The sequence below is a fragment of the Ignatzschineria sp. RMDPL8A genome (assembly GCF_029815055.1).
Classification (GTDB): domain Bacteria; phylum Pseudomonadota; class Gammaproteobacteria; order Cardiobacteriales; family Wohlfahrtiimonadaceae; genus CALZBJ01.
Genome location: NZ_JAPPWA010000002.1, coordinates 123,583 through 137,689, shown reverse-complemented (window position 1 = coordinate 137,689; position 14,107 = coordinate 123,583). Strand labels below are relative to the sequence as shown.

13 protein-coding genes are annotated in these 14,107 nt (G+C 46.7%); 9 read left to right on the top strand and 4 right to left on the bottom strand.

The genetic code is table 11. The annotated features are described in order from the left end of the window. Positions 1–49: 49 nt before the first annotated feature. Positions 50–817, bottom strand: coding sequence for a 16S rRNA (adenine(1518)-N(6)/adenine(1519)-N(6))-dimethyltransferase RsmA (rsmA, locus tag OXI21_RS02110; RefSeq protein WP_279617900.1), 768 nt, complete (start codon positions 815–817; stop codon positions 50–52). Positions 818–917: 100 nt separating this feature from the next. Further along, positions 918–1,880, bottom strand: a complete 963-nt coding sequence (locus OXI21_RS02105) for a peptidylprolyl isomerase (protein WP_279617898.1) — start codon at positions 1,878–1,880, stop codon at positions 918–920. Between the two features lie 168 nt (positions 1,881–2,048). Between OXI21_RS02105 and OXI21_RS02100 the strand changes: the two genes are divergently transcribed. The 6 genes from OXI21_RS02100 to OXI21_RS02075 all read left to right on the top strand — a co-directional run bounded on the left by OXI21_RS02100 (position 2,049) and on the right by OXI21_RS02075 (position 7,595). Beyond that, positions 2,049–2,645, top strand: coding sequence for a ProQ/FinO family protein (locus OXI21_RS02100; protein WP_279617897.1), 597 nt, complete (start codon positions 2,049–2,051; stop codon positions 2,643–2,645). Positions 2,646–2,648: 3 nt separating this feature from the next. After that, on the top strand, positions 2,649–4,361 hold the full coding sequence (argS, locus tag OXI21_RS02095; RefSeq protein WP_279617896.1) for an arginine--tRNA ligase: 1,713 nt from the start codon (positions 2,649–2,651) through the stop codon (positions 4,359–4,361). A 30-nt stretch (positions 4,362–4,391) separates the two neighbouring features. After that, the gene (locus OXI21_RS02090) at positions 4,392–5,054 is read left to right on the top strand and encodes an SPOR domain-containing protein (RefSeq protein ID WP_279617895.1); all 663 of its coding nucleotides are present in this window, start codon (positions 4,392–4,394) and stop codon (positions 5,052–5,054) included. 97 nt (positions 5,055–5,151) lie between these two features. Next, positions 5,152–5,724: a single-stranded DNA-binding protein gene (gene ssb / locus OXI21_RS02085; protein ID WP_347815481.1), complete on the top strand. Its 573-nt coding sequence runs from the start codon at positions 5,152–5,154 to the stop codon at positions 5,722–5,724. 128 nt (positions 5,725–5,852) lie between these two features. Continuing rightward, a complete protein-coding gene (locus OXI21_RS02080) occupies positions 5,853–7,136 on the top strand; it encodes an arsenic transporter (protein ID WP_279619388.1) in 1,284 nt (427 codons plus the stop codon). A 105-nt stretch (positions 7,137–7,241) separates the two neighbouring features. After that, on the top strand, positions 7,242–7,595 hold the full coding sequence (locus OXI21_RS02075; protein ID WP_279617894.1) for a hypothetical protein: 354 nt from the start codon (positions 7,242–7,244) through the stop codon (positions 7,593–7,595). 469 nt (positions 7,596–8,064) lie between these two features. On the opposite strand, the gene gyrA is transcribed toward OXI21_RS02075, so the two are convergent. Together gyrA and OXI21_RS02065 are read right to left on the bottom strand one after the other, a co-directional pair. Further along, positions 8,065–10,734 (bottom strand): DNA gyrase subunit A, encoded by a 2,670-nt coding sequence (gene gyrA, locus OXI21_RS02070; RefSeq protein ID WP_279617893.1) that lies wholly within the window; start codon positions 10,732–10,734, stop codon positions 8,065–8,067. A gap of 158 nt (positions 10,735–10,892) precedes the next feature. Further along, the gene (locus tag OXI21_RS02065; protein ID WP_279617892.1) at positions 10,893–11,393 is read right to left on the bottom strand and encodes a hypothetical protein; all 501 of its coding nucleotides are present in this window, start codon (positions 11,391–11,393) and stop codon (positions 10,893–10,895) included. A 227-nt stretch (positions 11,394–11,620) separates the two neighbouring features. On the opposite strand from OXI21_RS02065, the gene OXI21_RS02060 reads away from it, so the two are divergent. From OXI21_RS02060 to queA, 3 genes are all read left to right on the top strand, one after another. Continuing rightward, on the top strand, positions 11,621–11,734 hold the full coding sequence (locus tag OXI21_RS02060) for a lipoprotein (RefSeq protein ID WP_279617891.1): 114 nt from the start codon (positions 11,621–11,623) through the stop codon (positions 11,732–11,734). Beyond that, positions 11,731–12,951 carry a diaminopimelate decarboxylase gene (gene lysA, locus OXI21_RS02055; RefSeq protein WP_279617890.1) on the top strand — a complete coding sequence of 407 codons (1,221 nt, stop codon included), beginning with the start codon at positions 11,731–11,733 and terminating at the stop codon, positions 12,949–12,951. Before OXI21_RS02060 ends, lysA begins: the two co-directional genes overlap by 4 nt. 125 nt (positions 12,952–13,076) lie before the next feature. Next, entirely contained in the window at positions 13,077–14,102 is a 1,026-nt protein-coding gene (gene queA / locus OXI21_RS02050) for a tRNA preQ1(34) S-adenosylmethionine ribosyltransferase-isomerase QueA (RefSeq protein WP_279617889.1), read from the top strand. Positions 14,103–14,107 lie beyond the last annotated feature (5 nt).

Here is a 14,107-nt window from a genome sequence, read left to right as displayed (position 1 = left end):
CTTTGCTCGTTACGCCCGCTTTTCGGCTGACCCTCTATCCTAATGCTTTCTATACTAACGCATTACTGAGCGTGACAAAATCATCAATGGTGAGATTTTCTGCTCGCGCCGTTGGATCAATGCCGGCCGCCTCAATTTCCGCTTCACTCATCAGCGGTTTGAGGTTATTGCGAATCATCTTACGCTTCATCGAAAAGGCAAGTTTTACCACCTCAAAGAACCGATTATCATCGGCGATCGCATATTTTGGCTCCGTGTGGGGCACTAATCGCACAAATTGACTCATCACTTTCGGCGCAGGATCAAAGGCTGTTGGCGGAATTTCAAAGAGCGGCACAACATCACAATAACGCTGTACCATCACCGAAAGCCGGCCATATTGGCGTGAATTGGGTTCAGCCGCTAAGCGATCAATCACCTCTTTTTGAAGCATAAAATGCATGTCGAGAATATCGTGATGATCTTCAAGCAGGTGAAAAATGATCGGCGTTGAGATGTTATAAGGAAGATTCCCAATAATGCGCAGTTTTTGATCCGGATAGAGCGCGGGAAGATCGACATTAAGGACATCTTCGTTAATAACCCGTAACCCCTCCATCTTTTCTAAATTCTCAATCAGATCACGGTCAAGCTCGATGACCGTCATCTCTTTTGCCCGCGCTAAGACCGGTTTTGTCATCGCCGCAAGCCCTGGCCCAATTTCGATTAATGGGTCGCCCGCTTGTGGATTGATCGCCTCGACGATCTGAAAAATAATGCCGGCATCAATTAAAAAGTTCTGCCCAAAACGCTTCTTTGCTCTGTGTGATTGACTCATGCGGAGTGTATCTCTTCTTTTGTGTTGCTAATTTTAATCGTGATAACACGATAATGAATAAGGCCTCCGAAGAGGCCCCATTAAATGTAAATTGTGTCTGCTAGATGCGGCGCTCGATATAGACGTCGGCTACGCGCTCTTCAACCCATAAGGTGAAGGTCTGCATCGCTTTTTTCTTAAAGTAATATTCACGTGCGATATTGCGCATCATCTCTTCGTCAACGACCCCATTTTTCTGATCTTCAAGCAAGATTAGATGGTAGCCGAACACCGTTTTCACCGGCTGACTTAATTCCCCTTTGTTAAGACGAACCATGGTCCGCTCAAATTCAGGCGCAAGCTGTCCGCGCGTCACCCAACCAAGTTCCCCTTTACGAGCCGCTGAAATCGGGTCATGCGATTGTGCACTAGCAAGATCATCAAAGCTCTCACCGCCGGCAATTCGCTCGCGGAGACGATTAATCTGAATGCGCGCCTGCTCATCGGATAAGCTGGGCGAAATCTTAATCAGAATATGTTTGACTTTATATTGCGCCGTATTGTCTTTTAAAAGTTCGCGCTGAATGTCTTTAAACTCTTTCGAATTCATATAGACATCAAGCTCTGCCTCGTTAATTTTCACATCACGCACCACTTCATTGCGAAGCATCGCGCTCAACATTTGGCGACGAATATCTTCACGATAGGCATTAAAATTCATGCCCATGTACGCCATATAGGCTTTTAGATCGGCAACGGTTGCACCATTACGATCGGCAATGTCTTTAATCGCCGCGTCCACTTGCGCATCGCTCACGCTCATGCCCACTTCTTTGGCATATTTATGTTGCAATTTTTCCGCCGCAAGCATGAGGAACACCTCCTCTTTTAAACGCTCGTCGGTCGGACGAATGCTCGAAGGCATGGTACCAACTTCCGCGCGCGCTTGGCGCATGGCACTTTGCCACTCTTTTTGCGTGATCACTTCAGTATCCACAATAATGGCAATCTGGTCGAGTTGTTGTTGAGCATAGCTGAACCCAGAAAAGGCGGTCAGCGCAATAAAAAGTAGACGTTTCATCATAAATTTAATCTCAATAATGCCAATCCAATAAAATTTAATGGTAATATGTGTTGATCTATATCTGATCACAATAATAGTAAGAATTTTACCACCTTAATGCAATTGCTGCTCAGATATAATAAAATTGTTAATTTCTGTTTATTTATACTCTAGGTTTTTATTTTTATTATGACAACTGAACAACAAAACACCGCTCCCCTTGAGCACGAAGCAAAACAGGCGGAAGAGGCGAAAGAAGCCCGTGCAAAGCGCGTTGAGGACTCACGTGCACTGCTCGCTAAGCTCGCTGAAGCGTACCCAAAAATCTTTCCTCATCCGAAAGATGGTCGCCCGGTTGCCCTTGCGATTGGCCTCCATAAAGAGCTTCAACCGATCGTAAAAGAGTGGGGCTTTTCTCCTGCAACGCTTCGATCAGCGCTTGCATGGTATACCAAACAATTACGCTATCAAAACGCCGTTTTACACGCAACGCATCGCACCAATTTAGATGGGTCAGATGCTGAAGAGATCTTAGAAGAGCACAAAACGCTCGCGAAAGAGAACATCGCTAAGATTGAAGCGTGGTTGAGCGAAAATCGTCCTGATGCGCTTAAACGTGCAGAGCCGAAAAAACGCACTCAAAAACCGCGTCGTCAAGGCCAGGCGAAACGTCGTCCCAATAATAATGCAGGACGTAACGACAAAGCTGCCGGCAAATCAGCGCCAGCAAACACCCAAACTCTTGACGAAAAAATGCAGTCGCTTTTAGACAAATTTAATCAGTAATTTATGAAACAAATAGTCACAACCTTACTTCACGGAGCGCTCACGACGTTAACACGCGAGAGCGATATCACCCTCGATCCGGCACAAATTGAAAAGAGTGTCGAGCGAACCCGAGACCTTAGCCACGGCGACTTTGCAAGTAACATTGCAATGATGCTTGCGCGCCCGTTTAAAACCAATCCTCGTGAGCTTGCAAACCGTATCATCGATGCGATTGAACAGCCTCATAAAGACCTAGAGAAAATTGAGATTGCAGGCCCAGGATTTTTAAACTTTACCTTGAAAAAACATTGTTATCACAATGAACTCGGTAAAATGGTGGAAAATGGTCAAACCTACGGACATAACCGTGACGGTAATGGCGAAAAAGTTCAGGTGGAATTTGTCTCGGCAAACCCAACCGGGCCCCTTCACGTCGGTCATGGTCGCGGCGCAGCTGTGGGCGATTCACTCGCTCGTATTTTAGAAGCCAATGGCTTTGATGTAACCCGTGAGTTTTACTATAACGACGCCGGTGCTCAGATCGATAATTTAGCTGCTTCTGTCAAAGCGCGTATCGATGGGCTTGCCCCCGGAGATGAAGCGTGGCCTCAAGATGGCTATGCCGGTGAATACATTAAAGAGATCGCAAAAAGCTATCTCAATGGGGACACGGTCAATTCAGATGATCGCGAAATTACCGCTTCAGGTGATGCAAATAACATTGACGATATTAAAGCCTTTGCGGTGGCGTTTTTACGTCGCGAACAGGATCTTGATCTCAAAGCATTTGATATCAACTTTGATGTCTATTTCTTAGAGTCATCGCTCTATGCTGACGGCCTTGTTGATCGTGTGGTGAGTCGTTTAACTGAAAACGGTAAAACCTATGAAGAGGACGGCGCGCTCTGGCTTAGAACCACCGATTACGGCGATGATAAAGATCGCGTTATGCGCAAAAAAGAGGGGGGTTATACCTACTTTGTGCCCGACGTTGCCTATCATCAACGTAAATGGGAACGTGGATTTAAATATGTGATTAACGAACAAGGCGCGGACCATCACGGGACGATTGCTCGCGTTCGTGCAGGGCTTCAAGCGCTCGATATCGGCATCCCTGAAGGCTGGCCAAGCTATGTCCTTCACCAAATGGTGATGGTGATGCGCGATGGCGTTGAGGTTAAACTCTCAAAACGTGCCGGCTCTTATGTGACCCTTCGTGATCTGATCGATGAGGTGGGTAAAGATGCCACGCGTTACTTCTTAGCGGCGCGAAATCCCGATTCTCAGCTTCAATTTGATATCGATCTCGCTCGTTCGCAAACCTCCGATAATCCGGTCTACTACATTCAGTACGCTCACGCACGGATCTGCTCAATTTTAGCGGAACGTGATAAGCAAGAGACCCCATTTGACGCGGCATTTGCCATCAAGCACCTCGATAAACTCGATCGTGACCATGAATATCAGCTCATGCGTACACTCTCAAGTTTTGGCGAGCTTGTTCGCGCAGCGTGTCGTAATAATGCGCCCCACTTGGTGGCCAATTATTTACAAGCGCTCGCCGGTGATATTCACAGTTACTACAATGCAAAAGATGAAGAAGGCCAAGCGATTCGCATTTTAGGCGATGATAAAGCCCTTCAAGATGCTCGCCTCTATCTATTAATGGCGGCGCGCGAAGTGGTGGCCAATGGTCTTCATCTCTTAGGGCTTTCTGCGCCAACCCGCATGTAATCGGGCGCACAATTCTCGGTGAGTTCCGCGATGAGTCGTAGACCAAGACAACAGGTAAAATCAAAAGAACGAGGCGCGACCATAAAGCGCCTCTATGCCATTATCAAGCAATTTGCGCTCCGCAATGCGACCCGTGCAACCTTGCTTGCAATGGTATTTTTTGTCTTGATCTCCTACCCCATCTCAAAAAGTTTAACTCAAAACAAAGAGATTGAAGAGGAACAACTGATCGAGGAACAGCACGATCTAGAAGCGAAAACACAGCCCGATGTCTTTGTCTTTGAAGAGATCGAAAACCCCTATTCGTTTTATGATCTGCTTGAATCGCGCACTTTTTTAGTGGAGGGCGAAGAGAAAAAGGGTGGCGTTGAATATATCAGCGATGATTTTGAACCGACTCCTGAAATCAAGCCCGTCGAAGCACCGCCTAAGCGCGTGGTCAATGTGCAAAAGCCGGATGTGCCGCTCTCAAAACGGCTTCAAGTGGGCAGTTTTTCCTCCTCTCATGAAGCGAGCATTCACCGTAAACAGCTCGAATCTTATGGCTATAATCCACAAGTGGTCGAAGGTAAAATCCCGAGCGGAAAATCGGTCTATCGCGTTATTATTGGGCCCTTTTCCCCCAAAGAGATGACTGAAATTAAAGCACAATTACGCACACATAACATAGATCACTTCGAGGTGAACTATTAAGCTTTTCACTGAATAAAAACGCAAAATAGCGTATAGTGATTCGAGAAAATTCATCTTTTATTCACAATTAATCAACAGCAAATTTAGGTATTTAATTATGGCTCGTGGTGTAAACAAAGTTATTTTATTAGGCCGTTTAGGGCAAGATCCAACTGTGCGCTATACCGCTGGCGGCGCAGCTGTCACAAGTTTTTCCATCGCAACCTCAGAAGGCTGGCGCGATAAAAACAGTGGCGAAATGCAAGAACGTACCGAATGGCACAACATCGTTATTTTTAGCCGTCTTGCAGAAGTTGCGGGACAATATCTCAAAAAAGGCTCACAAGTCTATATCGAAGGCCGTTTACAAACCCGTAAATGGACCGATAAAAATGGGATGGATCGCTACACAACCGAAATTATCGCTAACGAAATGCAAATGCTCGGTGGCGGTGGATCGGGCGGCGGTGGCGGCATGGGTCAACAGCAAGGTGGCTACGACAACTTCAATCAAGATCAAGGCTACGGCGGACAATCGCAACAACAAGCGCCCCAACAAAATTGGAATCAAGGGGGCCAATCGCAGCAACAGCAGCAGCGTCCTCAACAAAATCAAGGCGGGTTCAATCAGCCTCAAGAGCAAAACAACATGCCCGATTTTGATTCATTTGATGATGATATCCCCTTCTAAGGATAATCCTCCATTAATGTATAAAGATCGATTGATAAAAAGCTCCTCCTCATGGAGCTTTTTTTGTGCCGTAAACCCGATTTCCACCGCTTTTAGCTATTATTGACCGTTATTAATAATGAGGGCTCATAATGATTGCGTTACTGATTTTTCTCTTCACCTTAATTCTTGTTATTTGGCAACCGCGGGGGTTAGGCATTGGTTGGAGTGCAAGTTTTGGCGCGCTCCTTGCGCTCCTTTTTGGCGTTGTCACTTTAGCGGACCTTATCACCGTTTGGGGCATTGTCTGGAATGCGACGATTGCCTTTATCGCCATTATTCTTATCAGCCTGCTCCTTGACGCGTCTGGATTTTTCAAATGGGCGGCGCTACATATTACTGCAAAAGGGCGTGGTAGCGGCCATCTTCTCTATGTCTATCTCATTTTGCTCGGCGCACTTGTCTCCGCTTTTTTTGCCAACGATGGTGCAGCGCTCATTCTAACGCCGATCGTGATTGCGATTTTACACGCACTCAATTTCAGTAAACGCAGCATGCTCGCCTTTGTGATGGGAGCAGGATTTATCGCCGATACCGCAAGCCTTCCGCTTGTAGTTTCAAATCTTGTGAATATCGTCACCGCGGACTATTTTGCCATTCCCTTTGAGCGTTACGCCTCCGTGATGCTCCCCGTCAATGGTGTTTCGATTCTCACAACCCTCACGGTGCTCTACCTCTTCTATCGGCGCGATATTCCAAGGGTATATGCTGACAAAAGCATTGAGCCCCCGAAATCCGCACTCATCGATCCTCTCACCTTTAAGATGGGCTGGGGGATTTTAGCATTATTGATGGTGGGCTTTTTTATCGCCGAATCTTTCAAGATTCCCATCAGTTTTATTGCCATCGGCGGCGCACTATTACTAATACTCGTTGCTCGCCGAAGTGGAATCATCGATCTTAATCGCGTCATTCGTCAAGCCCCTTGGTCGATTGTGATCTTCTCTCTTGGCATGTATTTAGTGGTGTATGGGCTAAAAAATGAGGGGCTCACCGATTATCTCAGCAACATTCTCAGCTATTTAAGTGAGCAAGGATTAGTGATCGCAACGCTCGGAACGGGCTTTTTAATCGCGATTTTATCATCGATTATGAACAATCTTCCTTCCGTTTTAATTGGGGCGCTCTCGATCGATCAAAGCAGTGCAACGGGACTGATTCAAGAAGCGATGATCTATGCCAATGTGATCGGCAGTGATCTTGGCCCAAAAATCACTCCGATTGGTAGTTTAGCGACGCTTCTTTGGCTTCACGTGCTCGCCCGATATGAGATTAAAATCAGTTGGGGCTACTATTTTAAGGTGGGAATTGTGCTCACTACGCCGATTTTACTTATGACATTGCTCGCGCTCACCCTTCGGCTCTCGATTTAGCTCAATCTCATTATCGCTTTCGGCGCTTTTTTTGTTATCATAAGAGCTTGATCGAGTTTTTAAAAACTTCAATATTTTCGACCACTTATTCCGCGAGGTCTACAGATGATTTGGTATTTTAGCTTTCAGCTGATTGGGCTGATTTTACTGCTCACCGGTGTTTACAGTTATGCCCGTTATAAACAAACGCCCTTTATTTTGATGCTTGATCGCAACATCAAGCGCCTCCTAATTGCGTGGGTGGCGATCTTTATCATCATTACCATTGCTTGCGCAAAACCGCTCTACAACACGGCGCGCTGTAAAGTCCGCGGGATGAGCATGAAAGCGGAAACCAAATATTCGTGGATTTTAAGCGAGTGTCAGGTGAAAACGAAAGATGGCCCCTATGTGCCGATTGACCGTTCACGTGCCCTTCCTGGTGGCAAAGATACTGATTTTGGCGTTGAAGATCTTTAAGATTCTCTAAAATTTCTAACAATAATAAAAAAGGAGAGCCTTTCATGAAGACTCTCCTTTTTGCATTTTGGCCCTTTTAGAACAGATCCATCGATCTAAAAGGAAAATTGAGCTATAAACATATGACGTCTGAAATCAATCCTTGATTCTCAGCCCATCCGTGGGTGACGTCAATATGTTATAGAGGTCTCATTTTAAGCCCTACCCCTAATATATGAAGTATATTATTTAAATTGGCACGATTAACAAAATCAATCGACCGATTCATAGATTGTTAATTGCCGTTTAATCCATTTAAATAAACCTCAACTAAAATTCAGCTCTGTTTTCATTGACTTACATGCAACAACTTATTTAAAACATAAAAAACGCCAGTACCCGTTTGCAGGCCTGGCATTTGATCACTCTATCAATTGGTAAAGTGGCGCTCGATCCATATCGATAAACGCCCCATTACGGAGTATCTTATTTATTCATCGATCTCTTCATCTGATTCTTCAGAAGATTTCGCGTCAGTTTCACTCGCATTATCACCATCATTAGCCGCTTCTAGAGTCTCATCTGTTTGATCTTCATCAAATAGTTCATCCTCTAAACCGCCGGTTTGTGATTCATCAATGCGACTTAATCCCACAAGTGTATCCCCTTCATCTAAACGAATGAGGCGAACACCTTGGGTATTACGGCTTAAAATGGAAATCTCATCGACGCGCGTACGCACTAAAACGCCGCTACACGAGATCAGCATCACTTCATCGCCATCGGCAACGATCGACGCGCCAATGATGTTCCCGTTCCGCTCTGAGGTTTGAATACCGATCACCCCTTTACCGCCACGATTGTGTTTGCTGAACTCTTCAATGCGAGTTCGTTTTCCATAACCGTGCTCGGTGGCAATTAAGACCACATCATCGGGTTTTGGAATCATCATCGAAATCACCGTTTGGCCTTCCACTAAGCGAATGCCCACGACCCCGCGAGTATTACGGCCGGTTGCGCGAACGTCATTTTCATCAAAACGGTTCACAAGACCGGTATTGGTAAAGAGCATCACATCGCTCTCGCCATCGGTAATGTGCGTACCAATGAGTTCATCACCTTCATCGAGATTCACCGCAATGAGACCATTTGAACGCTCACTTGCAAAAGCGGAGAGAACTGTTTTCTTCACGATGCCGTTTTTCGTTCCCATGATGATATATTGATCATCGCTATATTCCTCGACTTGGAGGATTGAGGTAATGCGTTCACCCTCTTCAAGCGGCAACATATTCACAATGGGGCGACCGCTCGAACCGCGACCCGCTTCAGGCAGCTCAAATACGCGGAGCCAGTAGACCTTACCGCGCGATGAGAAGCACATCAATTGCGCATGCGTGCTCACCACTAATAGATGCTCAACGTCATCTTCATCCACAACACGCGCAGCCGATTTACCTCGACCACCACGGCGCTGAGCTCGATATTCATCGAGTTTTTGATATTTTGCATAACCGCGACGAGAGAGTGTTACCACCACATCTTCTTCCGCAATTAAATCGGCAAGGCTAATATCTTCAGCAGCAGCGCACACTTCCGTACGACGCTCATCACCAAATTGTTCTTTAATTGCATCAAGCTCTTCCACGATCACCTCTTTAAGGCGCTCAGGATTGACTAAAATCTCGATCAATTCAGCGATGGTATCGAGCAGTGCTTGATATTCATCGAAAATCTTATCTTGTTCTAACCCGGTTAAGCGTTGGAGGCGCATATCGAGAATCGCTTGGGCTTGTTGCTCAGAGAGACAATATTCACCATTAATTAAACCAAAGCCTTCCGGAAGATCATCGGGGCTTGTTTGCAGTTCCATCGCACGGTCAAGCATTGCAGAGACTTGGCCTGGCATCCAGGTACGCTCAAGCATACGCTCTTTTGCGATCTGACCTGTAGCCGATGAACGGATCAATTCGATCATTTCATCGATATTAGCGAGCGCCACCGTTAACCCTTCTAATAGATGAGCACGATCGCGCGCTTTACGCAGTTCGAAAATGGTACGGCGGGTAATCACCTCACGACGATGGACTAAGAAGGCGTTTAACACCTCTTTTAAGTTAAGAAGCTTCGGCTGGCCACGATCGATCGCAACCATATTAATGCCGAAACTACTCTGTAATTGGGTATGTTTGTAGAGCTGATTGAGGATCACTTCACCCATTTCACCACGGCGAAGTTCGATCACAATGCGCATTCCGTCTTTATCCGACTCATCGCGAAGCCCATCAGGCGCAATGCCTTCAATCACTTTATCCCGATAGAGCTCAACGATGCGCTCAATGAGGCGTGCTTTATTGACCTGATAAGGAAGCTCGGTAATGATGATGGTGTCGCGATTGCGCTTTTCATCATGCTCAACGGTCGCACGTGCGCGAATGACAACGCGTCCACGGCCAGTATGATAGGCTTCACGAATGCCTTTGGTGCCATTAATAATCGCTGCGGTCGGGAAATCCGGTGCAGGAATATATTCCATCAATTCATCGATGGTAATGTCGTGATTATGGAGAAGCGCAAGCGCTGCGTTGATGGTTTCCGTTAAGTTATGGGGCGGAATGTTCGTTGCCATTCCCACCGCAATCCCGGACGATCCATTGACAAGGAGCGCTGGAATTCGAGTAGGAAGCACCGAAGGCTCTTGCTCTGAGTTATCGTAGTTTGGCGTAAAATCGACGGTCTCTTTGTCAATATCAGCCAATAACGAATGGGCGATACGGCTCATTCTCACTTCGGTATAACGCATTGCTGCCGGTGAGTCCCCGTCCACCGAACCGAAGTTCCCTTGACCGTCCGCTAACATATAGCGCATTGAGAATGGCTGGGCCATTCGAACGAGGGTGTCATAGATCGCGCTGTCACCGTGAGGGTGATATTTACCCATCACATCCCCCACAATCCGCGCGGATTTTTTGTAAGGCTTGTTCCAGTCCGTTCCCGTTTGATTCATCGAGTGTAAAATTCGGCGGTGCACAGGTTTTAACCCATCGCGCACATCGGGGAGCGCTCGGCCGACAATGACACTCATCGCGTAATCTAAGTAAGAACTACGCATCTCATCAACTAAATTTACGGGAACAACTTCTTTAGCAAATTCACTCATGAACTCATCCTTGCCCTTGTTCTATTATTTATAATGCAAACCCATATTATACCACAAAGAGAGCGCTTATTCCCTATTCTAATCAATCAATTTGTCGGGTTTTCGTCACTTTTTTTAAGGGAATGAATGGATTTGTAAATCGCGCCTTTTCTGAGCGATTAATCGCCGGTAATCTCATCGATCATTTGATCGCGGAAAAAGAGAACTTTTATCCCATTTTCAAAGGCATTGGAGAAATCGATCTGATCGACATCCATCTCAGGTGCCATCTTTTTTAGCGCCCCGCGCATTAGACGATTGGTGATCGTATCATCCTCTGGAGAAGACGCATTCTGCCCTGACGTTCCCGCCGAATACGATTTGGATGATTTAGTGGGTTTTTGCGGTTTTGTGCCGTAGGTGAGATTGACCTCCGCTTGCCAATCAGAGCCATCGGCTTCATAGCCTTCCGGGCAGACAACATCGGTATAGATCGGCGCCGATCCTTTTTTGAGGCATTTATTAATCCCGCCGCCTTTCGGCTTCTCTTTCAACACAGACGCATCTAAAAGCGGGATCTCTTTAGAGGGGTTTGCAACGCTCGGATTCATCGTTGTAATAAAGGCCGCGCCAACCATCAGCGATACTGCTCTTAAACGCCTCTTAAACACTTTTTTCATCTCGCCCCCTTGTCTCCACTCAATCCGCCCATTTATCCTAAATAAACGGACATAAAAACGCGCATTGCTCTCACTATACTATAAATTTAAAATCAGGCCGCTCCCAAAAATTTCCCTCTCATCGGCGCTTGCTATACAATAATCAATCGGTGCCGGCAAATCCCCGCGATTTGCACGAATATCCCACTAAATTCCCATTATTATTCACTTAGAAAAACGATCACGCTATGACCTTAAAACGACTTTTATTGCTCTCGCTAGTGGCGATGTCGCTGCTCAGTTGCGGCCAAAAAGGCCCGCTCTATCTTCCCGATCATTCGCAAGAAGAGGTGCGCCAATGAAGCTCGATCGATCACTCTGCCTTGCGGTCGCCCGCGAATTTGGCTCGCCCACCTATCTCTATTTTGCTGAGCAGATTATCCAAAATTTTAAGGCCTATGAAGCGGGATTTAAAAACTATCCCCACCAGATCTGCTACGCCGTTAAAGCCAATAGCAATCTCTCCATTTTAAAGCTGCTGGCCGAGCAAGGCTCAGGCTTTGACATTGTTTCCGTTGGGGAGTTAAAACGCGTCTTAGCCGCAGGAGGCGATCCGAAAAAGATCGTCTATTCGGGCGTTGGCAAATCAAAAGATGATCTTGAATTTGCACTCAATGCGGGCATTGGCTGCTTTAATATTGAATCCCTTGCGGAAGTAACGATGCTCCATGATGTAGCAAAAAAACTCGGCGTGATTGCGCCGGTGTCGCTTCGCATTAATCCCAATGTTGACGCAAAAACCCATCCCTACATCTCAACGGGACTCAAAGAGAATAAATTTGGGATTCAGATGGATGATGCGGAGGCGATGTACGAAACCATGGCAGCGATGCCTCATCTTGCCATTCACGGCATCGATTTCCATATCGGCTCCCAACTAACGGAAATTGCCCCTTATGAAGAGGCGCTCGATCTCACCCTTGCGATGATTGACCGATTAAGCGCGAAAGGCATCACTTTAAAACACCTTGATATCGGTGGTGGACTTGGGATTCGTTATGAAGATGAAACCCTCATTGACCCCGCGGTTTGGCTACAGATGGCGATCGCTAAAATTGGTGAGCGCAACTTAACGCTCTACATTGAACCGGGCCGCTCAATTGTGGGCGATGCGGGCATTTTATTAACCGAAGTGATCCTCACAAAAGAGAATGAGGGCAAACACTTTGCGGTAGTGAATGCTGCGATGAACGATCTGATTCGCCCGGCGCTCTACGATGCGTGGATGAATATCGTCAATCTCTCCGAGCACGACGACGCGCCAACCGAAAATTACGATATTGTCGGCCCGATCTGTGAAACCGGCGACTTTTTAGGGAAAAACCGCGCGCTAGCCCTTAAAGCGGGCGATATTTTAGCGGTCACTCACGCCGGTGCCTACGGCTTTACTATGGCGTCAAACTACAACTCCCGTGGACGCGCCGCTGAGGTGATGATCGAAAATGGGAGAGCACGCCTCATTCGCGAACGTGAAACCATCGAGTCACTTTACGCCAATGAGATTCATCTTTTAGACTAAACTACTTTACGCTCCTCGAACCTAGCGCACAATTTTCACCCTCATCGTAGTGCGCCGAGGGGCTCTTTTTTTGTGTGGGCGAGATGGACTTCGCCCCTTTAATTCATCAAAACAGAGCAACAACGATGACAAAATTATCTGATTATAATTACGATCTTCCTGACGAATTAATCGCCCAATTTCCCCCTGAAGTCCGCGGAACCTCGCGCCTTTTAGTCGCAGTGGCCGATGAGATATTTGACCACACCTTCACCGATCTCATTGATTATTTAAACCCCGGTGATCTGATCGTTGTGAACAATACCCGCGTCATTCCCGCGCGCATCTATGGGGAAAAAGTGACCGGCGGGAAGGTTGAAATCATGATTGAACGCATCATTAGCGCCACCGTATGTATGGCGCAAATTAAGGCGAGTAAAGCGCTCAAAGAGGGACAGGAAGTCCTGATTAATGGCGAACCTGCGTTTGTGATGGCAGGCCGTGACGATGCGTTTTTTGAGCTCCACACCGTTGGCGATAAGACCCTTGCCGATATTATGGAAACCTCCGGCCATATGCCGCTTCCCCCGTATATCACCCGTCAAGATAAAGAGACCGATAAGGAGCGCTATCAGACCGTTTTTAGTAAAGAAAAAGGCGCGGTTGCAGCGCCGACGGCAGGCCTTCATTTTACCGATGAGCTCTTGCAAGCGATTCACGATAAAGGAATTCATCGCGCGGAAGTGACCCTTCATGTTGGCGCGGGGACATTCCAACCGATCCGGACCGATGAGATCGACAATCACACCATGCATAAAGAGTGGATTCACGTATCAGAGGAGACGGTTCAAAAAATTAACGCAACAAAAGCGGCGGGAAATCGCGTCATTGCTATTGGAACAACGGTGGTTCGCGCCCTTGAATCGGCGGCACTTGAGGGCGAAATTAAACCCTTCCACGGCGATACCCATATCTTTATTAAGCCGGGCTTCACCTTCCGCGTCATTGACGGGCTTGTGACCAATTTCCATCTGCCAAAATCAACTCTTCTCGTACTTGTTTCGACCTTTATGGGTAAATCAAGAATTGAGAATATCTATCAACATGCTATAACTGAGAAATACCGTTTCTATAGTTATGGTGATGCGATGTTATTGTTGCCAAAGCAATAATCTAG

Bases quoted from the DNA above. Each gene is read 5' to 3' on its own strand.
- OXI21_RS02060 (WP_279617891.1), top strand. From the start codon at position 11,621: ATGACCTTAAAACGACTTTTATTGCTCTCGCTAGTGGCGATGTCGCTG.
- OXI21_RS02065 (WP_279617892.1), bottom strand. From the start codon at position 11,393: ATGAAAAAAGTGTTTAAGAGGCGTTTAAGAGCAGTATCGCTGATGGTT.
- rsmA (WP_279617900.1), bottom strand. From the start codon at position 817: ATGAGTCAATCACACAGAGCAAAGAAGCGTTTTGGGCAGAACTTTTTA.
- lysA (WP_279617890.1), top strand. From the start codon at position 11,731: ATGAAGCTCGATCGATCACTCTGCCTTGCGGTCGCCCGCGAATTTGGC.
- argS (WP_279617896.1), top strand. From the start codon at position 2,649: ATGAAACAAATAGTCACAACCTTACTTCACGGAGCGCTCACGACGTTA.
- OXI21_RS02075 (WP_279617894.1), top strand. From the start codon at position 7,242: ATGATTTGGTATTTTAGCTTTCAGCTGATTGGGCTGATTTTACTGCTC.
- queA (WP_279617889.1), top strand. From the start codon at position 13,077: ATGACAAAATTATCTGATTATAATTACGATCTTCCTGACGAATTAATC.
- OXI21_RS02090 (WP_279617895.1), top strand. From the start codon at position 4,392: ATGAGTCGTAGACCAAGACAACAGGTAAAATCAAAAGAACGAGGCGCG.
- OXI21_RS02100 (WP_279617897.1), top strand. From the start codon at position 2,049: ATGACAACTGAACAACAAAACACCGCTCCCCTTGAGCACGAAGCAAAA.
- ssb (WP_347815481.1), top strand. From the start codon at position 5,152: ATGGCTCGTGGTGTAAACAAAGTTATTTTATTAGGCCGTTTAGGGCAA.
- gyrA (WP_279617893.1), bottom strand. From the start codon at position 10,734: ATGAGTGAATTTGCTAAAGAAGTTGTTCCCGTAAATTTAGTTGATGAG.
- OXI21_RS02105 (WP_279617898.1), bottom strand. From the start codon at position 1,880: ATGATGAAACGTCTACTTTTTATTGCGCTGACCGCCTTTTCTGGGTTC.